The organism is Pedobacter jamesrossensis (assembly GCF_042650905.1).
Classification (GTDB): Bacteria; Bacteroidota; Bacteroidia; order Sphingobacteriales; family Sphingobacteriaceae; genus Pedobacter; species Pedobacter jamesrossensis.
Genome location: NZ_JBHSBY010000142.1, coordinates 1 through 24,369, shown reverse-complemented (window position 1 = coordinate 24,369; position 24,369 = coordinate 1). Strand labels below are relative to the sequence as shown.

Annotated in this window: 24 protein-coding genes; 14 read left to right on the top strand and 10 right to left on the bottom strand. The window is 34.1% G+C overall.

Translation table 11 applies throughout. The annotated features are described in order from the left end of the window. Nucleotides 1-8 precede the first annotated feature (8 nt). Nucleotides 9-833 carry a glycogen/starch synthase gene (locus tag ACFOUY_RS18425; RefSeq protein ID WP_378962717.1) on the bottom strand — a complete coding sequence of 275 codons (825 nt, stop codon included), beginning with the start codon at nucleotides 831-833 and terminating at the stop codon, nucleotides 9-11. Nucleotides 834-982: 149 nt separating this feature from the next. Here ACFOUY_RS18425 and panC point away from each other — a divergent pair, with 149 nt between their 5' ends. From panC to ACFOUY_RS18405, 4 genes are all read left to right on the top strand, one after another. After that, entirely contained in the window at nucleotides 983-1,828 is an 846-nt protein-coding gene (gene panC / locus ACFOUY_RS18420; protein ID WP_378962716.1) for a pantoate--beta-alanine ligase, read from the top strand. Between the two features lie 150 nt (nucleotides 1,829-1,978). After that, on the top strand, nucleotides 1,979-2,329 hold the full coding sequence (gene panD / locus ACFOUY_RS18415) for an aspartate 1-decarboxylase (RefSeq protein ID WP_055909206.1): 351 nt from the start codon (nucleotides 1,979-1,981) through the stop codon (nucleotides 2,327-2,329). A 5-nt stretch (nucleotides 2,330-2,334) separates the two neighbouring features. Then, the gene (locus ACFOUY_RS18410) at nucleotides 2,335-3,321 is read left to right on the top strand and encodes a lysylphosphatidylglycerol synthase transmembrane domain-containing protein (protein ID WP_378962715.1); all 987 of its coding nucleotides are present in this window, start codon (nucleotides 2,335-2,337) and stop codon (nucleotides 3,319-3,321) included. Nucleotides 3,322-3,489: 168 nt separating this feature from the next. Continuing rightward, nucleotides 3,490-4,629: an acyl-CoA dehydrogenase gene (locus ACFOUY_RS18405; RefSeq protein WP_378962713.1), complete on the top strand. Its 1,140-nt coding sequence runs from the start codon at nucleotides 3,490-3,492 to the stop codon at nucleotides 4,627-4,629. Nucleotides 4,630-4,698: 69 nt separating this feature from the next. Here ACFOUY_RS18405 and ACFOUY_RS18400 read toward each other — a convergent pair whose 3' ends face one another. Then, nucleotides 4,699-5,043: a phage holin family protein gene (locus tag ACFOUY_RS18400; protein WP_378962712.1), complete on the bottom strand. Its 345-nt coding sequence runs from the start codon at nucleotides 5,041-5,043 to the stop codon at nucleotides 4,699-4,701. Between the two features lie 69 nt (nucleotides 5,044-5,112). Here ACFOUY_RS18400 and ACFOUY_RS18395 point away from each other — a divergent pair, with 69 nt between their 5' ends. The 9 genes from ACFOUY_RS18395 (at nucleotide 5,113) to ACFOUY_RS18355 (ending at nucleotide 14,669) form a co-directional block, all read left to right on the top strand. Beyond that, a complete protein-coding gene (locus ACFOUY_RS18395) occupies nucleotides 5,113-5,490 on the top strand; it encodes a hypothetical protein (RefSeq protein ID WP_378962711.1) in 378 nt (125 codons plus the stop codon). A 121-nt stretch (nucleotides 5,491-5,611) separates the two neighbouring features. Beyond that, nucleotides 5,612-6,076 (top strand): ribosome assembly cofactor RimP, encoded by a 465-nt coding sequence (gene rimP / locus ACFOUY_RS18390; RefSeq protein ID WP_378962710.1) that lies wholly within the window; start codon nucleotides 5,612-5,614, stop codon nucleotides 6,074-6,076. Nucleotides 6,077-6,078: 2 nt separating this feature from the next. Then, the gene (nusA, locus tag ACFOUY_RS18385) at nucleotides 6,079-7,323 is read left to right on the top strand and encodes a transcription termination factor NusA (RefSeq protein ID WP_378962709.1); all 1,245 of its coding nucleotides are present in this window, start codon (nucleotides 6,079-6,081) and stop codon (nucleotides 7,321-7,323) included. Between the two features lie 61 nt (nucleotides 7,324-7,384). Next, nucleotides 7,385-10,441 (top strand): translation initiation factor IF-2, encoded by a 3,057-nt coding sequence (gene infB, locus ACFOUY_RS18380; protein WP_378962708.1) that lies wholly within the window; start codon nucleotides 7,385-7,387, stop codon nucleotides 10,439-10,441. 161 nt (nucleotides 10,442-10,602) lie between these two features. Then, on the top strand, nucleotides 10,603-10,785 hold the full coding sequence (locus ACFOUY_RS18375; RefSeq protein ID WP_378962707.1) for a DUF4143 domain-containing protein: 183 nt from the start codon (nucleotides 10,603-10,605) through the stop codon (nucleotides 10,783-10,785). A 368-nt stretch (nucleotides 10,786-11,153) separates the two neighbouring features. Continuing rightward, on the top strand, nucleotides 11,154-12,242 hold the full coding sequence (locus tag ACFOUY_RS18370) for an acyltransferase (protein ID WP_378962706.1): 1,089 nt from the start codon (nucleotides 11,154-11,156) through the stop codon (nucleotides 12,240-12,242). An 18-nt stretch (nucleotides 12,243-12,260) separates the two neighbouring features. Next, nucleotides 12,261-12,950: an FkbM family methyltransferase gene (locus tag ACFOUY_RS18365; RefSeq protein ID WP_378962705.1), complete on the top strand. Its 690-nt coding sequence runs from the start codon at nucleotides 12,261-12,263 to the stop codon at nucleotides 12,948-12,950. After that, nucleotides 12,950-13,873, top strand: coding sequence for a nucleotide-diphospho-sugar transferase (locus ACFOUY_RS18360; protein ID WP_378962704.1), 924 nt, complete (start codon nucleotides 12,950-12,952; stop codon nucleotides 13,871-13,873). Before ACFOUY_RS18365 ends, ACFOUY_RS18360 begins: the two co-directional genes overlap by 1 nt. Then, nucleotides 13,863-14,669, top strand: a complete 807-nt coding sequence (locus ACFOUY_RS18355) for a class I SAM-dependent methyltransferase (RefSeq protein WP_378962703.1) — start codon at nucleotides 13,863-13,865, stop codon at nucleotides 14,667-14,669. The genes ACFOUY_RS18360 and ACFOUY_RS18355 overlap by 11 nt, the downstream gene beginning before the upstream one ends. On the opposite strand, the gene ACFOUY_RS18350 is transcribed toward ACFOUY_RS18355, so the two are convergent. From ACFOUY_RS18350 to ACFOUY_RS18315, 8 genes are all read right to left on the bottom strand, one after another. Continuing rightward, nucleotides 14,666-15,763 (bottom strand): glycosyltransferase family 4 protein, encoded by a 1,098-nt coding sequence (locus tag ACFOUY_RS18350; protein WP_378962701.1) that lies wholly within the window; start codon nucleotides 15,761-15,763, stop codon nucleotides 14,666-14,668. The genes ACFOUY_RS18355 and ACFOUY_RS18350 overlap by 4 nt on opposite strands. Continuing rightward, nucleotides 15,763-16,587, bottom strand: coding sequence for a glycosyltransferase family 2 protein (locus ACFOUY_RS18345; RefSeq protein WP_378962700.1), 825 nt, complete (start codon nucleotides 16,585-16,587; stop codon nucleotides 15,763-15,765). The genes ACFOUY_RS18350 and ACFOUY_RS18345 overlap by 1 nt, the downstream gene beginning before the upstream one ends. A gap of 4 nt (nucleotides 16,588-16,591) precedes the next feature. Then, a complete protein-coding gene (locus ACFOUY_RS18340) occupies nucleotides 16,592-17,770 on the bottom strand; it encodes a glycosyltransferase family 4 protein (protein ID WP_378962699.1) in 1,179 nt (392 codons plus the stop codon). A gap of 64 nt (nucleotides 17,771-17,834) precedes the next feature. Then, nucleotides 17,835-18,716: a glycosyltransferase gene (locus tag ACFOUY_RS18335; protein ID WP_378962698.1), complete on the bottom strand. Its 882-nt coding sequence runs from the start codon at nucleotides 18,714-18,716 to the stop codon at nucleotides 17,835-17,837. 5 nt (nucleotides 18,717-18,721) lie between these two features. Continuing rightward, nucleotides 18,722-19,522 (bottom strand): hypothetical protein, encoded by an 801-nt coding sequence (locus tag ACFOUY_RS18330; protein WP_378962697.1) that lies wholly within the window; start codon nucleotides 19,520-19,522, stop codon nucleotides 18,722-18,724. A 1-nt stretch (nucleotide 19,523) separates the two neighbouring features. Then, nucleotides 19,524-21,350 carry an ABC transporter ATP-binding protein gene (locus ACFOUY_RS18325; RefSeq protein ID WP_378962696.1) on the bottom strand — a complete coding sequence of 609 codons (1,827 nt, stop codon included), beginning with the start codon at nucleotides 21,348-21,350 and terminating at the stop codon, nucleotides 19,524-19,526. 130 nt (nucleotides 21,351-21,480) lie between these two features. Then, nucleotides 21,481-22,467: a glycosyltransferase family 2 protein gene (locus ACFOUY_RS18320; RefSeq protein ID WP_378962694.1), complete on the bottom strand. Its 987-nt coding sequence runs from the start codon at nucleotides 22,465-22,467 to the stop codon at nucleotides 21,481-21,483. Beyond that, the gene (locus tag ACFOUY_RS18315) at nucleotides 22,468-23,346 is read right to left on the bottom strand and encodes a glycosyltransferase family 2 protein (protein WP_378962693.1); all 879 of its coding nucleotides are present in this window, start codon (nucleotides 23,344-23,346) and stop codon (nucleotides 22,468-22,470) included. Nucleotides 23,347-23,454: 108 nt separating this feature from the next. Between ACFOUY_RS18315 and meaB the strand changes: the two genes are divergently transcribed. Next, complete coding sequence (gene meaB, locus ACFOUY_RS18310; RefSeq protein WP_378962692.1) at nucleotides 23,455-24,300, top strand: methylmalonyl Co-A mutase-associated GTPase MeaB; 846 nt, start codon at nucleotides 23,455-23,457, stop codon at nucleotides 24,298-24,300. The last annotated feature ends 69 nt before the right edge of the window (nucleotides 24,301-24,369 follow it).

The window sequence follows — 24,369 nt, the reverse complement described above, 5'->3', positions numbered from 1 at the left end:
ATACCTAATTAAGCAACAGAAACCAATTCTTCATTTGAAATTTCTTCGTAAAAAGTATAGAAGTTTTCAAAATTTTCGGTTAAGTTATAAGCTAAAGTTGGCTTATTTGAATCTTTAACAAATTTTAACATAGATGCGTCAAGGTTCTCATCTGCTAAAACAACTGCATCAGCGTATGTTATTGCACCAATGTGTAAGCTGTTACAATCTGCTGGTTCAAATGCTTTAGTATCTTCCTCTGTCATATTAGCCATTACAGCTTTTTTAGAAAAATTCGGATTTAAAGTTTCAGTAAAACCACCTTCGTAAACAGAGTACACTACTTTAGAATTTTTAAAAGTAGGATCGTTTTTATAAGTTGTTTTAATATAAGCAGGAACTAAAGAGCTCATCCAGCCGTGGCAATGAACAATATCAGGAGCCCAACCTAATTTTTTAACAGTTTCTAAAGCACCTTTACAGAAAAAGATTGTGCGCTCGTCGTTGTCATCAAAGAATTTTCCACTTGCATCAGCAAATACTTGCTTGCGTTGGAAATATTCTTCATTATCCAGGAAATAAACCTGCATACGTGCAGCCGGAATGGAAGCCACTTTAATAATTAAAGGGTTGTCGTTATCATCGATGATGATGTTCATTCCCGATAAGCGTATTACTTCGTGTAAGCGATTTCTTCTCTCGTTGATGTTACCAAATTTTGGCATTAAGATGCGGATTTCGAATCCTTTCTCTTGCATTGCCTGCGGTAACTGGCGAGTAATTTCAGAAATTTTAGTAAGCTCGAGGAAAGGCGACATCTCGTGTGTAACAATCAGCAGCTTCGTTTTTGCCATCTCCATATTCTAAGAAAATATTAAGTTAAATAAAAGATAATGAGCTGCAAAGATACGAATAATAATACTATTTATCAATATCGCAAGCATTTGTTTGGTTTCGTTTAGATTAATTTACACCTTTACGGCTTTAATTCAGATCGTTCAATTTGGAAGTATTCGAAACTAAAGAAGCGCTTAACGCTTATTTAAAACCATTAAAGGCATCAGGTAAAAAAATAGCACTTGTACCTACTATGGGTGCTTTGCACAATGGCCATATTTCTTTAATAAAGTTGGCAAAAGAAAATGCAGATGTTATTATTTGCAGTATTTTCGTTAATCCTACCCAATTTACCGACCCAAAAGATTTGGAAAAATACCCCCGACCAATCGAACATGATCTAGCCATGCTTAAAGATGCCGGTTGTAATGGTGTGTTTATGCCAGATGTTGCCGAGATGTATCCATCGGGCTCCGATGAAAACTGGCATATTGATTTAGGTAAGGCTGAATTTTTATTAGAGGGCGAATTTAGAAAGGGGCACTATCAAGGGGTTACTCAAATTGTTAAAAAACTTTTTGATGCCGTTGAACCGGATGTTGCTATGTTTGGGCAAAAAGATTTTCAGCAGGTGCTGATGATTAAAAATATGCTTTCGCATTTTAAGCTCCCTATTAATATTATTACTTGTCCTATTATTCGAGAGGATGATGGCTTGGCAATGAGTAGCCGAAATATTCATCTCTCTATAGCCGATCGTAAAAACGCTTTGGTTTTAAGTAAGTCATTACAATTTGTTGTGGATAATTTTGATCAGTTTTCACTAAAAGAACTTGAAGAAAAGGCAAGAGCATTTTATAATACTATAGAAGGCGTTGAATTGGATTATTTTACAATCGCAGATGGAAATACACTTGAACCTGCAAAATCGAAAGATGAAAATAGTTTGGTTGCCTTAGTTGCTGCACAAGTTGGCTCTACCAGACTTATAGATAATATGATTATTAAATAATATCAAGTGAATAGTATCAAGACAAAAACCTAATCATATTTAAGTGAATTAGAAATTATCAGCTTGTATACTTTAGGCATTAATCCTTTTGCTTTAGTCTTTGTGCTTTAAGCTTTTTACCTTCAACCTTTTTATTACTAACTTTGCCAAATGGTTATCACAATATTAAAATCGAAAATACACCGTGTTAAAGTAACTCAAGCAGAGTTGAATTACGTAGGTAGTATTACGATTGATGAAGATTTAATGGATGCAGCTAACATTATCGCTAATGAAAAGGTGCAGATTGTAAATAATAATAATGGTGCTCGTTTCGAAACCTATGTAATCAAAGGCGAACGTGGTACTGGAACCATTTGTTTAAATGGAGCAACTGCTCGCCTTGCGCAACTTGGCGATATACTTATCATTATGTCTTACGGCTCTTTGCCGATTGAAGAAGCTAAAAAATACAATCCGATACTTGTTTTTCCTGATGATAATAATCACTTGTTAAAATAATTGTTTTGACATTCAGCCTTAAATCAGCGCTAAAATACCTCATCCTTTTTTTTATTGGAGTAGGCATTTTATACCTCGCATTTAAGGGTCAGGATTTATCAGGAATTTGGCTTGAAATTAAAAATGCCAACTTTCTTTGGGTTGTAGTCTCTGCCATTGCATTATGGATTGCTCATGTATTAAGAGCGTTGCGATGGCGTATGCTCTATCAATCAATAAACTATAAAGTTGGTTTTTGGCATACCTATCATGCTGTAATTATTGGCTATTTGGCAAATTTGGCGTTGCCGCGTTTTGGTGAAATCGGACGTTGTTCTGTAATGTTAAAAACGGAGAAAGTTCCAATGTTTTCGTCTATCGGTACAGTAATAACGGAGCGGCTAATTGATGTGTTGGTTTTGCTTTTATGCACAATCCTGATGTTGATTTTTCAATACAGCCTGGTTTCTGATTTCATTTATAACAGCGTTTACTTAAGTCTTATAATTAAATTTAAAAGTCTTGATTATTTCTGGCTTATCGGAATTGGGATTCTAGTTGTTCTCCTTTTAATCCTGGCAATTTATTTTCTAAAAAAGAAATTAAGTAATAAGTTTTTAAGAATACTGGTTGGGTTAAAGCAGGGTTTTAATTCGTATAGCAAACTCAAAAATAAATTGCTTTTTGTAATTTATACCTTTGGAATCTGGATTTTCTATTGCCTCTCCATGTACCTGGCATTTTCATCAATACAAATTACCAACAATTTAGGCTTCAGTGCAGCTTTTACCGCATTGGTTTTCTCGAGCTTTGCTATGGTGGCGCCCGTGCAAGGTGGAATTGGCGTTTTTCATTGGATGGTTGCGCAGGCTTTGGTCTTATACTCCCTTTCTTTTAAAGATGGTTTAGCTTATGCAACCATTATTCACTCTTCTCAAATTTTATTAACCTTAGTTTTGGGGTCGATAAGTGTGTTATTTGTTATAGCCAAGAAGCAACCCAAAATAACTTAGTTCTTTTTCCGACGTAGGATGGACGTTGAAATGCCTCGTTTATATATTTTTCTGTTGCCTAATTTTAAAGCGGGACTAACTTTACTCAAAAATAAATACTATGCAGCCATAGTATTTTCAATCTATAAACCATACATTTGATTTACTAACCTTTTATACATAATTGTTATGCATTTTGAATTAAGTGAAGAACAAAAAATGATTCAGCAGGCGGCCCGCGATTTTGCAAATCAAGAGTTAAAGCCAGGCGTAATCGAAAGAGATGAGCATCAAAAATTTCCTGCCGAACAAGTTAAAAAACTTGGTGAACTAGGTTTTTTAGGGATGATGGTCGATGAGAAGTACAATGGTAGCGGTTTAGATGCAATATCTTATGTGCTTGTTATGGAAGAACTTTCTAAAATTGATGCTTCTGCTTCGGTTGTTGTTTCTGTAAACAATTCTTTAGTTTGTTATGGATTGGAGGCTTACGGAAGCGAATCTCAAAAAGAAAAATACCTTAAGCCATTAGCATCTGGAGAAAAAATTGGTGCATTCTGTTTATCAGAGCCCGAAGCTGGCTCTGATGCAACTTCACAGCATACTACAGCGGAAGATAAAGGCGATTACTATCTATTAAACGGTACTAAGAACTGGATTACAAACGGCAGTACTGCATCGACTTATTTAGTTATAGCGCAAACCCATCCTGAATTAAAACATAAAGGCATTAATGCTTTTATTGTAGAAAAGGGAATGGAAGGTTTTACTGTTGGTCCGAAAGAAAATAAATTGGGCATTCGTGGTTCTGATACACATTCTTTAATGTTTAATGACGTTAAGGTGCCAAAAGAAAACAGGATTGGAGAGGATGGTTTTGGTTTCAAATTCGCAATGAAAACGCTTGAAGGAGGTAGAATTGGCATAGCTGCGCAAGCTTTAGGTATTGCTCAAGGTGCTTTCGAGCTGGCAACGCAATATGCAAAAGAACGTAAATCGTTCGGAAAGCCAATTGCAGAACATCAGGCAATTGCATTTAAACTTGCCGATATGGCAACTCAAATTGAAGCCGCAAGATTATTGGTTTATAAAGCCGCATGGTTAAAACAACAAGGGCTACCTTATACTAAGGCTGGTTCTATGGCTAAATTATTTGCCTCTAAAGTGGCTATGGATGTAACTATTGAAGCCGTTCAGGTGCATGGTGGTTATGGTTTTGTAAAAGAATATCACGTAGAAAGATTAATGCGTGACGCTAAAATAACCCAGATTTACGAAGGAACATCGGAGATTCAAAAAATGGTTATTTCTAGAGAAGTGATTAGATAGGTATCAGTTACCGGTTGATAGTTATCAGTTGGCAGTTCTCAAATTGAAAATTGCCAACTGATAATTGAACTATTCTTTATCTCCTGCAATTGCTCCGAAAATGGCTTTAACTAATGCCACTACAATTGCTAGAAACGCTGCAGAAAGAAAACCTGAGGTGTTGAAAGATGTCATCATACTATCTACCAATAAAATCATTAGTACGGTAATAATAAATGACATTAAGCCTAAGGTTAAAAAATTAACCGGAAACGTTAATAATCTTAAAATGAAACCAATTGTTGCATTTGCCAGGGCGATTAAAACAGCTGCGATAATTGCACTTCCATAGCCATCAACAGTAACGCCGGGAACTAGCTTTGCGCCAATAAAAACGGCTAGTCCCATTAAAAGGACTTCAATAATTAATCTCATAATGTTTAATTTAGTAAAATGTTTAAATCTGTTAAATGTTTGTTGTGTTTTGTTGTTTCATTAAATTTAGTGTCTTGTTCGAATAAAAACAATGCGCCAGTTATAAAATTTTCTGCTGACAGCAACTCAATTGTAATTAAAAATATTGATGAAGCCAGTTTATTCCAGGTTAAAAATGCATATCGCACTAATTCTGATTCAGTTAATTTTATTTCGGTTTTATTAACACCTAACGAAACAGATAGTTTGCAAACTGAAAAAGAAGTCTCAGGGAAGATAAATTTAATTGGCGATTCGGTTCTGTTTATACCGGAAACTCCATTTTTAAAGGGAAAAACTTATTTAGTAGAAAGTTATGTAGGCGTTAAATTTGCCGATGGTGGAAAGCTATTTAAAGGGACTATAAAACACAGCCTCCAGCCGCAACAACAAATACTCAAAAGATAGTTTTAACTGTAAATTACTGTATCAGAGTTTGGTTATTTCCAAATTATTTGTACATTTGCATCGTAATCGAAGAAAAGAGAAGGGGACAATGTCCCCTTTTTCTATGAAATCAGGTTAAAATATGCAGGTAGAAAAGAGAGTTATAGCGCTCGTTGAGGAAAAAATTGCGGATAGACCAGAACTTTTTTTGGTCGAAGTAAAAATGTTGCCAAATAACAAATTAATTATTCATGTTGATGGTGATGAAGGCATAAGCATACAGGATTGTGTGGCAATAAGCAGGCATGTTGGTTTTCATTTAGAAGAAGAAAATGCAATAGAACAGGCTTATAATTTAGAAGTTTCTTCTCCTGGAGTTGGTGAGCCATTAAAACTTATCCGCCAGTATAATAAAAATATTGGTCGTACGGTAAGTATTAAGCTTGCCGGTGGGCAAAAAAAAGAAGGCAAACTTTTAGAAGTTACAGAAGGTAACGTACTGATTGAAGAATCGGTTAAAGAAAAAGGTAAAAAGGCGGTTGCAGTACAAACATCTGTACCGTTTAATGATATAATAGAAACAAGTGTGTTAATTTCATTTAAGTAAAAATGAGTACTACAACAATTAATTTAATTGACTCTTTCCAGGAGTTTAAGGATTTCAAAAATATAGATCGCCCTACGGTGATTAGTGTGTTGGAAGAAGTTTTTCGTAGCATGTTGCGTAAAAAATACGGAACAGACGAGAACTGTGACGTGATTGTGAATCCAGATAACGGGGATTTGGAAATCTGGAGAACAAGAAAAGTAATGGAAGATGGATTTTCTGAAGATGATGATTTAGAAATTGAACTTGCTGAAGTTTCTAAATTAGATAGTTCGTTAGAAGTTGGTGATGATTATATTGAACAGATTACTTTAGAAAGTTTCGGTCGTAGAGCGATTTTGGCAGCTCGCCAAACATTGGTTTCTAAAGTATTAGAATTGGAGAAAGACGAAATTTTCAAAAAATATAAAGACCGTGTAGGCGAAATCGTAACAGGTGAAGTTTACCAGGTTTGGAAAAAAGAAACTTTAGTTTTAGATGATGAAGGTAACGAACTTTTGATGCCTAAAACAGAGCAAATTCCGGCAGATTATTTCAAAAAAGGCGATTCTGTGAGAGCTGTAATCTCTAAAGTAGAAATGATTAATGCTAATCCTAAAATTATTATTTCTAGAACTGCTCCAGAATTCTTACAACGTTTGTTTGAACAGGAAGTTCCAGAGATTTTTGATGGATTAATTACCATTAAGAAAATTGTTCGCGAACCAGGAGAGCGTGCTAAAGTTGCTGTAGAATCTTACGATGATCGTATTGATCCGGTAGGTGCGTGTGTAGGTATGAAAGGGTCTCGTATCCATGGTATCGTACGCGAATTGAAAAACGAAAATATTGATGTGATTAATTTCACAAATAACGTTTCATTATATATTACCCGTGCTTTAAGTCCGGCAAAAATTACCTCTATTAAATTAGATGATGAAACTAAACATGCATCAGTTTACTTAAAACCAGATCAGGTTTCATTGGCAATTGGCCGTGGCGGCCACAACATTAAACTTGCTGGTAAATTAACCGGTTATGAAATTGATGTTTACCGTGAAGCTGGTGAAGAAACAGATGAAGACGTTGATTTAGAAGAATTCTCAGACGAGATTGATAGCTGGATCATCGATGAATTAAAGGCTATCGGTTGCGATACTGCTAAGAGTGTATTAGCACTTACAGTAGAAGATTTGGTAAAACGCACCGACCTTGAAGAAGAAACCATTAAAGAAGTGGTTCAAATTTTGAAGTCAGAATTTGAATAAGTGGTGTAATTGCCAAATAAACACTACTTTTGTATTAAAATAAAAAAATAACAGGAGCTAAATGTCAGACGACAAACCAATCATTTTAATTAAAGCTATTAAAGAACTTAATATTGGCATGGGTACGGCCGTAGAGTTTTTAAACAAAAAAGGGTTCTCAGCCGAGAAAAGCCCTATGTTTAAACTATCGGGCGATATGTATAATGCCTTATTGAAAGAGTATCAGGGAGATAAGATCGTAAGAGAAGAAGCCAAACAAATAGTGATTGGTAAGATACGTCGTGACGAGCCTGAGACTGAAAAGCCAGCTGAAGCACCGAAGAAAAATACCGATTTTGAGAAAAACGAAGAGATTTTGATAAAAAATACTCAATCGTTTACACCTCCGGTAGAAAAACCTAAAGTTGAAGCACCGCAAGCAGAAACACCAGCTGTTGTAGAGCCTGTAAAGGAAACTAAAGCAGAAGCTAAGCCTGTTGATGACGGAAACTTGCCAGGTGTAAAAGTTGTTGGTAAGATTGATTTAAACGATCTTAATTCTAAAACAAGACCAGTTAAAAAGGAAGAAACGCCTGCACCTGCTGCTAAAGTTGAAGAAACACCAAAACCAGTTGTAGAGCAACCAAAAGTTGAGGTTAAACCTGTAGAGGTAAAAAAGGAAGAAACTCCCGCACCTATAGCTAAAGTTGAAGAAGCACCAAAACCAGTTGTAGAACAGCCTAAGGTTGAAGCTAAGCCTGTAGAGGTTAAACCAGCAGAAGTTAAACCTGCACCACCGGTTAGTAATGAGCCAGAGGTTATGAAAGCTCGTACGGTTAAATTAACTGGTCCGAATATTATTGGTAAAATTGTGTTACCTACAACACCGGATAGAAGAAACGGTCCAGTTGCATCATCTAGTGATAGCGAAGCAGCAAAACGTAAACGTAAACGTAAAAAAACTCCTGGAGCACCAGGCCAGCCTGGTCAACACGGCGGTCAAGGGCAGCAAGGTCAAAATCCTGCGGGTCAGGGGCAAGGGAGTACGCCTGGTCAACCACGTACACCTTATCAAGGCAACAGACCAGGTGGTGGAACTCCATATCAAGGAAACAGACCTGCCGGCCAAGGTGGAACGCCTTACCAAGGAAATAGAAATAACAATAATAACAGACCAGGTTTCCAGAATAGAAATGCTACACCAAGCGGACCTAAAGAAGAACCTACTGAGAAAGAAATTCAAGATCAAATCAAAGCAACACTTGCTCGTTTAAGTGGTGCAGGTAAATCTGGTAAATTTGCTCAACGTGCTAAATTGCGTCGTCAGAAACGTGATGATGTTGCATATAATGCAGAAGAAGCAGCAAATGAGCTTGAATCTCAATCTAAAATATTAAAAGTAACAGAATTTGTTACGGCAAACGAACTTGCAAGCATGATGGATGTACCTGTTACCAAAATTATTGGTACATGTATGAGCCTTGGAATGTTTGTTTCAATTAATCAGCGTCTAGATGCTGAAACCTTAACCATTGTTGCTGATGAGTTTGGTTACGAAATTCAATTCGTTAAACCAGATGAAGATGAAGAAAATGTAATTGAGGAAGAAGATAACGAAGAAGATTTAATCGAAAGAGCTCCGGTTGTAACGATTATGGGTCACGTCGATCACGGTAAAACTTCATTGCTGGATTATATCCGTAAAGCAAATGTGGTTGCTGGAGAGGCGGGTGGTATTACCCAGCACATTGGTGCATACATGGTAACTACACCAACTGGTAAAAAAGTAACTTTCTTAGATACTCCTGGTCACGAAGCCTTTACAGCGATGCGTGCCCGTGGTGCTAAAGTTGCCGATATTGCAATTATTGTAATTGCTGCGGATGATGCGGTGATGCCTCAAACAAAAGAGGCAATCAACCACGCACAAGCAGCAGGCGTACCATTAGTGTTTGCTTTTACTAAAGTAGATAAACCAGGTGCTAACGCAGATAAAGTACGTGAGCAATTATCAGTAATGAATATATTGGTTGAAGATTGGGGTGGTAAATATCAATCACAAGAAATCTCAAGCAAAAGTGGCTTAAATGTTGATTTACTTTTAGATAAAGTATTATTAGAGGCTGAGTTATTAGAACTTAAAGCTAATCCTAATAAGAGAGCAACAGGTTCGGTAATTGAGTCTGCATTAGATAAAGGTCGTGGAATTGTAACTACAGTATTGGTTCAAGCTGGTACGCTAAGAGTTGGAGATCCAATCTTGGCAGGTAGTTTTAGCGGACGTGTTAAAGCATTAACAAACGAACGAGGCGCAAAAGTAGAATCTGCAGGCCCTTCGCAACCAGTACAGGTTTTAGGTATGCAAGGTGCACCTACAGCGGGTGATAGATTTAATGCGTTAGAAAGCGAAACAGAGGCACGTGATATTGCAAACAAACGTATGCAATTGCAACGTGAGCAAGGTTTACGTACTCAGAAACATATTACATTAGATGAGATTGGTCGTCGTTTGGCCATTGGTAACTTCAAAGAACTTAATATCATTGTTAAAGGTGATGTGGATGGTTCAATCGAAGCATTAGCCGATTCATTATTAAAACTGTCGACTGAGCAAATCCAAATCAACATCATTAGTAAAGGTGTAGGTCAGATTTCAGAATCTGATGTATTGTTAGCTTCGGCGTCTGATGCGATTATTATTGGTTTCCAGGTTCGTCCATCTACAGGTGCACGTAAATTGGCAGAGCAAGAACAAATTGATATCCGTCTATATTCTATCATTTACGATGCAATCAACGAGATTAAATCGGCAATGGAAGGTATGTTAGACCCAGAATTTGAAGAGAAAATTGTGGCTAACGTAGAAATTCGTGAGACTTTCAAAATTACTAAAGTGGGTACCATTGCAGGTTGTATGGTATTAGATGGTAAGATTACCCGTAAAAGCCAAATCCGTATCGTTAGAGATGGTGTTGTAGTTTACACAGGTGAATTGGCATCATTAAAACGCTTTAAAGATGATGTTAAAGAGGTTGTAAAAGGTTACGAATGTGGTCTGAACATCCAAAACTTTAACAACATCGAAGTTGGCGATATCGTAGAAGCTTATGAACAAGTAGAAGTAGCTAGAAAATTGTAATTGACATAAAATTATGTTAAAAAAAGTGGCTCCACAAGGCCACTTTTTTTATGCAATAAATATTTTAACCTTAAAATTATCGGATAATACTATTTTAGTATCTTAAAATTATCGGATAATAATAAGTTATTGTCTTTAAAATATCGCATTTGCGAAATGCCTTGTTAAATAATTTCACCAAATTATCAATAAGGGCTGATAAAGGTGAGTTATTAGAAAATTATGTGCACAATAGACTGTATGGCTTATACGGAGGAGATAATTTACATTTTTGGCGCACGGCAGATGGCAATGAAGTAGATTTTATAATTGAAGAAACTTTAGAAAGTGGAAAAGCTTACTAAGTGAAGTATAATGATATTCAGTTTAAACGCTCAAAGTATAAAAAATTTGAACAAGCTTACCCTAATTTTGTCTTAAAATGTATTGGAAAAGAAGTTTTAATAGGCGAGACATTAGCTGCTACAAGGCTGTAGATTTGCTTTTAAGAAAGAATCTAATTGGAGATTTCGTTGAACCTACAAGCAATTAGAAGTAGCTAGAAAATTGTTAATTAAACTACAATTATAGGTATTAAGGTCTCGATTATATCGGTATTTTTGTTTTTCATATAGATTCTTCATTTGTGTAATATTTTGCATACCTAAATGTTAAAAGAGCTTCAGTTTAAAATTGAGGCTCTTTTTTTGTGGATATTCGATCTTTATAAAGTATGGAGAAAGCAGCAGAACAAAATCTTATCGACCCGGCACATAAAAAAAACTTCGATTTTATTGACGCCATTAGGTGCTTGGCAATGATTGGTATTGTTATGGAACATTCAGTTTATAATGGAACCTATATTTTCGAGGGCTTTCCCCCAAAACACATGCTGTATATCTGTTTAATTCAAATATCAAAATTTGGCACAATTGCATTTTTTGTTTTAGCGGGCTTTTTACTAGGGGATAAATTTACCAGTTATTCTTCTTGGCAATATTTTAAAAGACGACTTTCAAGTACATTTATGCCTTGGCTAATTTGGTCTTTGGTATTGTTAGTAGCTATACTAGCTCAGCGTTACATAGCTTTACACAAATCTGGTGATGAATTTCATTTCGTGCCCGAACTTATATCCAAAATAGAATTAGTTTATTTATATACAAATTATTGGTTTATCATTAATTTTATGTTTTGCATAGCCATTCTGTTATGCTTTAAAAAGTACTTATACAGTTTTTGGTTGGGTTTTTCGCTTTTAGTATTCAGTCTCATTTATAGCATTAATGTATACTTTGAGTGGTTCATACCTTCTCACACAATCGCTATTTTTGGCTTCATATTTTATCTGTGGTTGGGTGCAATATGTAATCATTATTGGAATCAGTTGGAGCAATTTTTTAGAAAAACTAATATCCTTATTTTTGTTTGTTTATTCTTAATAACTTTCATTTGGGCTGTTTTTGATATTGCCAGATTGATGAATGCCAGAAGTGTTGACCCTTATAATACCTTAAGGTTAAGTAACATCTTTTACTCCCTTGCGACGTTGGCATTGCTACTAAAAATTAGGAATTTTAACTTTACAAAAATTATTAAGCCAAGACAAACAACTTTTGGTATTTATCTCATTCATTATATTTTTGTAGTATCTCTACTACCAGAAATTTTCAGACCATTTCATCTAGTTCCTTTTCAGGAAATGTCTGTTCCATTTATGCTATTGTATATTTTTATCAGATTTATAATTGTTTATGGTTTAAGTTTAGCAACTATTTGGCTTTTAAATAAAACAAAGTTAAGATGGATTGTAGCATTGTAAATTGAATATCTTTGAGGTATGAAGTTTTTTAAAAATTTATTCAACAATTATAAAAAAGAATCCATCAAGTATTTTAAAACATCCTATGCACAAGATGGAGAGGATGTTTTGTTAAGTTCTTTATTCGACGATATGGGGGGTAGGGGCAAAGGCTTTTATATTGATATTGGTGCTCATCATCCATTTAAATACTCAAACACCGCCCACTTTTACGAAATGGGTTGGAGAGGAATTAACATTGAGCCTATGCCAAATGCAATTGACCTTTTTGAAAAATATCGGAAGCATGATACCAACCTAAATATAGGTATAGGTGAAAAAAATGATAAATTAACCTTTTATTGCTTTGATGAACCTGCGCTTAACAGTTTCTCAAAAGAACTTTCTGAAGAAAGAAATAATACTACGAAATATAAAATAGAAGAAACTAAGGAAATATTTGTTTATCCATTAGCTGAAATATTAGATAAGCATATTGAGCCTGGACAGCACATAGATTTCATGAGTGTAGATGTAGAAGGCTTAGATTTGCAAGTACTTAAATCAAATAATTGGGATAAGTATAAACCTGAATTTATTTTAGCTGAAGATATAATAGACTTTTTTGACCTTAAAAAATCTGAGGTTTATAATTTCTTGATCGATAAGAACTATAAAATGGTTGCTAAAACGCAGCGAACTATGATTTTTAAATTTAATAGTATTTAATGATCATATTTGATAAAAACACACCTGTTTTACTGCTTGTATTTAATAGACCAGAATTAACTATGCAAGTTTTTAACAAGGTAAAGCAAGCAGCTCCAAAGTATCTATATGTTGCTGCAGATGGTCCTAGAAATGAAATTGAAGAAAAGGCATGTGAAAGAGTAAGATCTATCTTTGATAAAATCGACTGGGATTGCGAATTGAAAACACTATTTCGGGAGAAGAATTTGGGATGCGGTATGGCAGTTACTACGGGTATCGAATGGTTTTTTAACGACGTAGATAAGGGTATTGTTTTGGAAGATGATTGCATGCCTGATAATAGTTTTTTTGGCTTCTGTAGTGAAATGCTTAATTATTACCAAAACGATAATAGAATTGGACACATTAGTGGCTCTAATTTTCAAGATAAACAAAAAAGAGGAGATGGAAGTTATTACTATTCCTCTTTAACCCATGTTTGGGGTTGGGCGAGCTGGAAAAGAGTATGGAAAGATTATGACTATAATATTTCGACATTTAATATGTTTGATACAAGTTTTGATGCTTTCCCTGCACATGCTCCGTTTGCAGCAAACTGGAGAAATATATTTGCCAATGTAGCTCAAGGTAAAATTAATACCTGGGATTATCAATATGCATACCTCAATCTAATAAAGGGATATAAAACAATTATGCCTAATGTTAATCTTATTAAAAATATAGGTTTTGATGGCAATGGAACACACACATCAGCTGATCATCCTTTAGTGGTGCAATCAATTGAAAGTATAACTTTAATAGAGCATCCAAAATTATTTGTTCAGGACGTAGCGGCGGATTTATACACTCAAAATAAAGAGTTCACTAACAATTTGCCCAAAAAAAACTTACTTTCGGTTACCTGGAAAAAAGTTAAATCTTATATAAAAAATGCTAAGTAAAATAACAGGAGGTCCAACCGAAAAGGTTTTAACTATTAAGATTCTCAATAAATATGATGTTGATTACTTTAGATGTTTGGAAACCGATTTTATTCAAACTGAAGAACCTTATTGGCTTTCAGAATCTTATTCTTCTGCTATTACCAAATTAGATGTGGGGCTGGTTGAGCGCAATGAAATTTTAAGGAATAAAATTATTCCAATTTTATCAAATCATTTTAATACAGATAGTATATTTTTAGATTATGCAGGTGGATATGGTATTTTTACCAGAATGATGCGTGATAAAGGATATAATTTTTATCATACAGATGTTTATTGCGAAAATTTGTTTGCCGAATTTTTTGATCTCTCAAATTTAGGTGAAGACACAAAATTTGAAATGGTTACGGCATTTGAGGTTTTTGAGCATCTTCCAAATCCATTACAAGAAATTGAAAAAATATTAAAATACAGTAAGAATTTGCTGTTTACAACGGTGCTTCATCCAGGATTAGAAAACTTAAAAGATTGGTGGTATTTAATTCCTGAAACTGGTCAGCATGTATCCTTATACTCAGAAAAATCGCTTGCTTGTTTAGCTCAGAAGTTTAATCTTAATTTTTATACAGATGGAGAAGGCGTTCACTTATTTACGGATAGAAAGTTTGATTCCAATATATTAAAACCAACCAAGCTTCCTTATATGATTCGTACAATGAAACGTAAGGTAGAACGTTATTTCCGAAAACAAAATGGTGTTAAAGAAAGTTTTTTACAAAAAGACTGGAATTTTATAAAAACAAGGTTATCTTAACTTATTTTTTTGTATAAAGCAATTGTTTTGTCAAAACAAGCTTGAGGAGTAAAATTCTCAAGCCTTTTAATACCTTTCTCTACCAATGAACTCGTATTTTCTTGGCTTTCGATAATTTTCATAACCGAGGTCAAGATTGAATGTTCGTCCATTGGGTCAAAATACTCGGCAGCATCATCTGCAATTTCTTTAAAACAAGCAGAACTACTTAATGCAACCGGGCATCTATTTTGAAATGCTTCCAGGATAGGTAAGCCAAAACCTTCGTAAATAGAAGGGAAGATGAAAGCTAATGCATTGGCGTAAAGAGCGTCTAATTGTTGGTCTGAAGCACTGAGCTGAGTGACATATTTCTCAATTTCTAATTTTTTAAATAATTTGGTTTCTTCTTTTTGAAAGGTTCCACCTCCTGCACAGATAAGGTTTATATTTCCTTTATGCTTTAAAAATGCAGCAATTGCATTTACAAATCTGTTGAAATTCTTGTATCCAGAACGAGCGCCTACGAACAATAAATATTTATCTTTTTGCAAACTATCTTGCGAGGAATGAAATTTTTGCTCTTTTTGTTGATATCCATGGTAAATTACTTCTATTCTATGGTCTTCAACATCAAATATATTTTTTAAATCGTTTTTAGTTGTTTCAGAAATTGTAATAATTTTTGCCGCATTTGCTATAACCTCTTTTTTTTGAACTGATGTAATATCATTTGAAGAGAAGGAATCCGGCATTAGTTCATGTATCATATCATGAACAGTAATGATATATGGCTTTTTGAGTTTTTTTAAAAAATATGGTTCATAATAGGTGGGGTGAAGAACGTCAAAATTATTTTTGCCAATCAGATATTTTGAATATTTCTTATTCCATTTATATTCTTTCTCTTGCGAAGAAAACAGCCTTTCCCCTAACGAATTTTGAAATGGTGCTTGATAGTTTTTAATGTAATAGTTTTTGCTATAAAGCACGCTAATACGGCCTGAACAATCGTCCTCTTTCTCTAAAGCCTGCTGAATATTTGCAAAATACCTCGAGATTCCTCCATATACCTGTAGCGAAAATATTTGATGGTCGAAAAGGATTTTGCTCATTAGTGATTTTTAAATTTGGGTAAGAACAAGAGGATTAAATTCATAAAGCCTTTCAATAATTTAAAAGCAATTTTATGCTCTTTAATAAATAAAAACTGTTTAACTCTTTTTAATTGCAATTCGCTAATTCCTTTATAATCTTCAATAAAAAGTGGGAAAAGCCTGTTTAAAATTTTTGTCTTATCCTCATGTATAGCATCTCTGTTATAAGGGCTAGAGGATATTCCTGTTGTATCGTAAATACTAATTATCATTTTAAGATGTTTGTATGGTACGTTTTCCTTGCAAATTGCGTAGATCAAAAATTCCCAATCAGAAATAATTTTATGGGTTTCATTGTAAAAGAAAATTTTTTCGAAAAGATTCCTTTTTATAAAGCATGCCTGATGATTGATGTTTTCACGGAGAAAAAACAAAAAAGAAAGTTTTTCAGGATGCTTCCAATAAACAAGCTCATTTTCCTCTCTATAAAATAAATCTCCGTAATAAATATCGAAATCATTATTTATCTGAACGATTACATTTTTAAGAACATCTTTATCGTTTAAAACATCACCACTATTCAAAAAATATAAATAATCACCAGTTGCTAGGCGTATTCCTTTATTCATTGCATTATAAACACCATTATCTGGTTCGCTTATGCAATGCGCAAATTCATTTTTATATTTATTAACAATATCCACACTTCCATCGGTGCTTCCTCCATCAATAATCAAATATTCAAAATCTTGCCATGTTTGTTGTTTAACGCTATTAATGGTTTTTTCCAAACCAGCTTTATCATTATAGTTTACTGTAATTATAGAAAGCTTTTTATTCATGTGATTAAGCCCCTAAATTTTTAAATATGGTTTCAAGTTTTGATTCGACAACTTTAGGCGTATATGCAACTATTGCCTGGAAAGCATTTTCTTTAATTTCGTTCCATAAATTTTCATTTTGATATAGTCGGATAACTTCATTTGCAAAATCATCTGCTTCATCAGCAATTAACACGTTATTTTCATGAATTAAATTCATGCCTTCTGCACCAATCGAAGTAGAAACAATTGGTAAGCCAAACTCTAAACTTTGTCCAATTTTTCCTTTCATTCCTGCTCCATATCTTAATGGTGCAATAAATACTTTTGATTTTAAAAAATATTCGCTTACATCCTCTATATATCCAGGAACAAAAACATTTTCATTGGCAAAAGCGCTAATTTCATTAGTAGGAAAGCTCCCTAACAGGTACACTGGAATTTTACCTAAAGAATTCCAAATCTTTGGTAAAATTTCATGCATAAACCACTTAACGGCGTCAATATTTGGCTCATGTTTATAGCCCCCAATAAAAACGATACCTTTTCTATCTTTAAATGAAATTTCCTGTAGTGGCATTTGAAGTTGGTGAATATTTGGAACAACATAAACGTTCTTAATATTTTCATTTTCTAGCAATACTTTTTCTGTATCGGTAACTGTAATTGTTGCGTCGGATTTGTTGGCTAGTTCGAGTTCTAGCTTTTTAAATTTTATAGCCTTGCGCTTTAATTTTTCGCTATTTTCATTCTCTGCCTGCCTTAACATACGTACGAAATGTAAATCAACAGTATCGAAAATTATCTTGGTGTTTTTGTTTTTCTTAATTAGCTTTTGAAACTCAATGTTTAACATCGGTCGCGAAATCCAAGCATAATCAATCTTGTTTAATAATTGATTTAAGGTGTTTAACAATCCTTTTCTATCAGGATTGTTTAGTAAAACTTCTACACCATACTGTTTTAACTCCGTATAGTATGGTTCTAATTTTAAGCCATTATTTGGCAAGAAAATAATGTTCAGATTTAGCTTTTTAAATAGCTTAAGCAACTCAAAAAGCCTTTTCGAACCAGAAGATTTATCGTGCTGAGGCAAATCATCATCAATAATAAGAATTGTTTTTTTTGATGGATCTAAAAAATCAAAAGTTGTAGCAGTTTCATTCTGTACTGCACTAAACCATGACTTTATTTTGTTCAACATATAGGTTTCACTTTTAATAAGAATAGGCAAAAATATAATATTAATCCTTTAAAAAACGCTTCAATTATTTTGAACTTTCTTTAATCAGGAATTTAATCTGAGAGTAGAAAGACTTCTTCCTGATGAAAAGTAAATCAATTCTATTGCTAATCAGTAATGAAAATAGTTTTTTTGAGAAACTCTTATTGGTTAGCTCGCTATAACCAGATAAAAGCTTTGAAATAAGTTGTGCTATTGGCTTTGGTGTTAATGGATGGTTTAAAAAAAGGTTTAAATGGGTAACCCTTAATAATTTTGCATCAGTTTTGTCATTCCCGGTAGAGCTTTCGATGTGTTTTCTGTGTTTAACGAGTTTGTCTTTTATAAAATCCAATCTACCGGTACAAGATGCTGTATAAGCAAGCCACCAATCGTAATATAAATTTTTATTGAACTCAGGCGTTAGATCTAATAACTCTTTTCGCATTAAACAGGCGTGGCCAGATATGCAGTTATAATAAAGTAACTGTTTGGTACAGTTACCTGATACAAAACGATGATGAGTACTCGTCTTTAGGTTTAATGAAAAACCTCTATCATCTATATATTCAGAATCATGGTAAATAAGAAGATTATCATTAATGTTGTTTACTAAGCAACTAATCTTTTTAGGTAGCCAGATATCATCCTGATCTGCAATTGCAATATATTCAGCAGAGCAAAGCATTAATGCTTTGTTGAAATTATTGTTGAAACCAATATTTGTTTCATTTAAAATAAGTGAGATATTCTGATTTTTTTCTGCGAATGATTTAAGAATATCTATAGTTTTATCAGTAGAATTGTCATCAACTACAATAATTTCTAAGTTTGGATAATCTTGATTTAATATAGATTCCAATTGTTCTGAAATGTACTTTTCTCCATTGAAAGTACATAAGGCTATAGAAACAAGTGGTTTATCCATCATCATTATTTTCTTCTCTTTTTTAAGCCGTTAAACATCCTTACGAAAAATAAGAAAAGCCCGTTTCCGGATAGTTTGCCTAAAAAACTACCTGATAAATGAAATACGGTTGAGTTGGTTTGAATCCATCTTGTTCTGAAAAAGTTGTTATATTTCTCAATCAATTCTTTTCTTATCTTAAAGAAATCGGCATCGCGGTTTCCACGGCTCTTATGTGTTAAATTGAAAGGAATAACGTAAGATGAATAGCCATTTAATTCTGCTTGTAAAACCAAATCGGTGCCGTATAAATGGAAGCCATTAAGATTATTCGAAACTTTAAGGTTTGCACTGTTTTTAACTAGTAAGAAATTCTCATCTAGCCCGGTTACTTTCAAAGGAAATTTGCCTTTATTCATAAAAGTTCCGTCGGGATAAGAAATATGATAAACGATGTGATTTGGGCCGGCTGCTCCTGCGTTACCGCATACGCCCCAATTTGGGTCTAAATTATCTAATTTATCAATGCAGTTTTTTAACTCATTAAAACCATCGTGATTAACTACAACATCTTGATGGCAGATGATAATATATTTTCCTTTTGCCTCTTTTAGGAAGATATTTATTGCACTAAAGGCGTCAAATTGATTTTGTGTAGAGTTGTCGGCAAAAAGATATTCACTATTTATATCAGAAAAACCCTTATCGATAAAAGACTGCAGCATTTCATTGTATTCATGCTTTCGGGTTACAAGTGTACATATCGAAAACTCGAAAAGATATTCTGAAGTTTTAATAGGGTTCGCGATATCTAAAATACTATTCATACTAATCGTTAAAGGCTTGCATATTTATTAAACGTTTGTATAAGCCATTTTGCAACATTAACTCCTGGTGACTACCAGTTTCTAAAACCTCGCCTTTATCAATTACAATAATTTTATCTGCGTGTTGAATGGTGCTTAAACGATGCGCAATAACGATAGACGTTCTGTTTTTCATCAAATTGTTTAAAGCATCCTGAACCAGTTTTTCAGATTCAGTATCTAAAGCAGAAGTTGCCTCATCTAATAGCATAATTGGTGGGTTGGCTAAAACTGCTCTTGCGATACAAACACGTTGTCTCTGCCCGCCAGAAAGCCTGTTCCCTCTATCGCCAACAAATGTTTGATAGCCATCTTCTGTATTCTGAATAAATTCGTGTGCATTGGCAATTTTTGCTGCCGCAATAACCTCTGCCTCCGTTGCCTCAGGTTTAGCAAAGGCAATATTGTTGAAAATGGTATCGTTAAACAGGAAAGATTCTTGGTTTACGGTTCCCATCTGACTTCTGAGACTTTCTACAGTTAAGTCTTTATAATCGTGCCCATCAATTTTAATTGTACCCGATTTTGGATCGTGAAAGCGAGGAATTAAATCCATTAATGTACTTTTTCCGCCGCCAGAAGGTCCAACCAAAGCAACGGTTTGCCCTTTTTGAATATTCAGGTTTATGTTTTTTAATACTTCTTTTTCGCCATAACTAAAAGCAACATTTTCAAAAACCAGGGCATTGCTAAATTCATTTAAACGTTCTGCATTTTCTTTATTTACAAGTTCAGGCTTTGTATCAATTAAAGCCAAAACACGCTCGCCAGCAGAAATACCAGAATGGATGCCACTAAAAGAATCAGTTAATGCTTTTATAGGTTGCATTACCTGACTAAATGTTGCTAAATAAATTACAAAATCTCCACCCTTCAAATCTCCCTGACCAGTTAAAATCATGGTACCACCATATAAAAGGATAAAAACTACAACTAATACACCTAATGTTTGAGAAACAGGCGACGCAAGCTGTTGCCTTCTAGCCATTTTACGGTTTAAGAAAGAATAAAATTTATTCTCTTCTCCAAATTTATTTTTAATACGCTCAGAAGCATTAAAAGCTTTAATGATTTTTATTCCGCTTAATGATTCATCTAAAAAGCCAATCATTTTTGCAAAAGATTCGTGCGATTGAGTAGCCTGCTGCTTTAATCTCTTAACAATTTTACTTATGATAAATCCAGAAATTGGAATAACTAATAAAGAGAATAGAGTTAATTTAACAGAAATGGATAATAACACACCAATGAAAAAGATTAACTGTAAAGGTTCCTTAAATACAACTTGCAAAGTATTTGTTACGGTGAATTGTACAACCTGAACATCTGATGCTACTTTAGAAATTATATCGCCCTTTCTTTCGTTGTTAAAGTACCCAACATGTAAGTTCATTACGTTATCAAATACGGTTTTTCGCAGATTTAATAAGGTATGTACTCTTAAATCTTCCATGTATCGTTGTGAAAAATAACGAAAGAAATTTGCAAGAAATACCGTAATAACAATTACAATACAGATAATTTTCAACGCATAAACATCGCCGTGTAGCAAGCTTATCTTATCTATATAGGCTTGAAAAATTTCTCGAGGATCAATTAAAGAACCTTTATCTACAGCTGTTATCGATTTAGGTCCATCATTGCGTAAAAAAAGGGCACTCATCAGTGGGCCAAGTAATGTAAATAGAAAGGTGTTGAATGTAATTGCGAACAATGTTGCAATTACATAGGGTATTGCAAATTTTTCTATGGGTTTGGCAAATGATAATAAACGAAAATAAGTCTTCATTTTATATAAAATGGAATATGTACGATGGATGATGCATTAAAAACACCTCCAAAAAAAATCTAATTAAAACTTGGCAAATGTACGGTTTTCAAACAGACCTTTATATTTTGAAGCTTGGAGCTCTATAAAATTACAATCGTTTTATGTTTTTCTCTGAAACCGATTTGTTTATAATTTCCATAATCTCAGAAACATTTATTGAAGAATTATACTTTTTCTTTAAGGCAGCGAGTTTTTGCCGACTGCTATTAACTGCTGTAAATGATGCTAAATATTGTTTATAAGCGCCCCAAATCCATAATTTGCCTGTTAAAAGTTTAGGTATAATTTCGGCGAACAATAAATGGACTGGCAATAATTTTAAGCGCAATCCTTGTAGCTGAATGCGTTGTAAAAAGAATCTGTTTCTATAATATATCTTCTTAATAAAATCTGATTTGATTTGCGTTTTTGTACTGCCGCTGATGTGGTGAAAGCAGAAAGATCGGTGCTCGTAATAACATTTCCAGCCCAATTGCCATGCCCGTAAACTTAAATCGAAATCTTCTGATGAGAAGGGAGAGAAAATTTCATCAAAGCCACCAAGTTCTTTTAATTTTTTTGCGTCAACTAATGCGTTAGCACCAGAAAGATATGCGGTATAAACATTTTCATCCTGTGGATTTTCGCTGTAATAAAATTTATTGGCCTTAATTCTGCAACCACTATAATAAACTAGGCGAGCTGCGTCTTCAATTTTAGTTTCGTCGAAGCTCATAATTCTTGCCATAACACCAAATGTATCTGTTTTACTGAAATACTTCCATTGATGCTCAAAATAATCAGGGGTAAGTTTTACATCAGAATTTAAAAGCAAAATCAGTTCATATTTTGCTTCGCGAATGCCATGGTTGCAGGTGTAAGAAAAACCCCTGTTTTTATCGTTGATTAAAAGTTTAATATTTTGGTAATGTTCCTTAATGAAAGTGATGCTATCATCTTTAGAGCCATCGTCAATTACGATAACTTCAAATTCTGTATTTGCATTTTGTGCAGCAAAAAATACCGAAGGCAGATATTGCTCCAACAAATGTTTGCCATTATAATTAGGTATAACGATAGAAACGCTTTTTTGCATTTACTTTACAATTTTGTAATTACGGTATTCAAAAAGACGTAATCCTGTTAAATCTTCAATTTTTTGAAGCAGCCTTCTACGAAAATTCATTTTAGGCGTTTGTTTTGTTAAATCTTGCTCAAATTTCCAGTTTGCAGATTCAATTCTTGGTTTTAAAACCTTAGGATGGGCGCCTTTAAAATGAACCAATCTATCTGCATTATGCATATCAAACGTATTTTGAACTGGATAATTCTGTTCTATCCATTCTTCAGTTTGATAATACTGATTAAAATTTCGCACTTTGCCTTGTAAGCCTTTTGGTGCTTTTACCCAACCGTAATGATAAATGTAAGCATCGATAAGTTTAACTTTAAGCTTCCTGTTGTTAATTCGAAATCCCTGGGCATCCCTGTAAGAATGTATGCCAGGCAAATTTTTTAAAATTCTTACCTCTCTTCTGTACCAGCGCCGTGATTCTGCAAGATAATCATAAGAGGCATAAAAATGTTTGTATTTTAAAAGTAGTGCTTCAACATTATCATTTTTAAGCTCAGCTTCCATTTCTAACTTTATTAATGGCAGATAATCTTCGTGAATGGCTTCATCTCCCTGAATGTAAATCATCCAGTCGGTATCTTTTGAAATTGCAGCTAAAGCTTTATTCGTTTCATCAGCGAAAACATGCCCGCCTTCTTTTAAACTTTCATTCCAAACGGTATCGATTACTTTAATTTTATTTGGGTCGATGCTTTTGATTAGTTCGGCAGTTTCATCCGCAGAGTTACCTAAGGCAACAACAAAATCATCGCAAAGCGGTAAAATTGAAAGAATGGCCTCGCGTACCGGATAATCGTTTGCAATGGCATTTCTGATAAAGGTAAATCCGGTAACTTTCATTAAACTCATTCGTTTTATTATTGATGGGCGTTTTAGCTCACTCAATACCAAGCTCTGCAATGGCGATTAAAAATAATTCTGTTAATTTGTACAAATATAGTTTTATTGATGAATACCCATCTATCTCTTTTAAGCGAAATTAAACAAGGTAATTACAAGATTTTGGCCAGAGTTTTAACTTTGGTTGAAAACGATATTAATCCTGCGGGTTTAATTTTAAGAGACTTGGATAGTAAAAGTGAAGTGCCGGTTTTAGGTATAACCGGCCCGCCCGGAGCGGGGAAAAGCACTTTGGTAAATGCAATAACCAATCATTTTACTGCTAAAGGTAAACGCATTGCTATCTTGGCGATAGATCCAACTTCGCCTTTCAACTTTGGCTCTTTGCTCGGTGATAGAATAAGAATGGCCTCTCAATTTAATAATCCGAATGTATTTATTCGTTCGCTTGCTACTCGTGGCGCATTAGGAGGTATTTCTGCCAAAACAATAGAAATGGTTGATGTTTTAAAGGCTTCGAATTTTGATCTAATTTTAGTGGAAACAGTTGGAGTTGGGCAGTCGGAAGTTGAAATAGCTGGCTTGGCAGATAAAACGATAGTTGTTTTGGTTCCAGAATCTGGTGATGAAATTCAGAATATTAAATCGGGATTGATGGAAATTGCGGATTGCTTCGTGGTAAATAAAGCAGATAGAGATGGCGCTGCAACATTCGCCAATAACCTGAAAAAAATTATTCATCAAGGCTCTAAAATAATTCCAATATTAAAAACTATTGCCGATAAGAATGATGGTATCGAAGAATTGTGTAAATGGATTTTAGAACCTTTAGAGGAAAAACTGCATCAGAAGAAAGAGTTTTTATATGCAGAAAAAGCATGGAAAATTATTCAACATTACAAAATGCAAAGCATAGATAAAAAAAAGGGGCCGTATCATAATTTAATTTTATGATACGGCCCCCTTTTTTTTTGCTTTGTATTTTACGTCTTTGTCCCTTGGCTATTTCGGTTTCAGCAATCG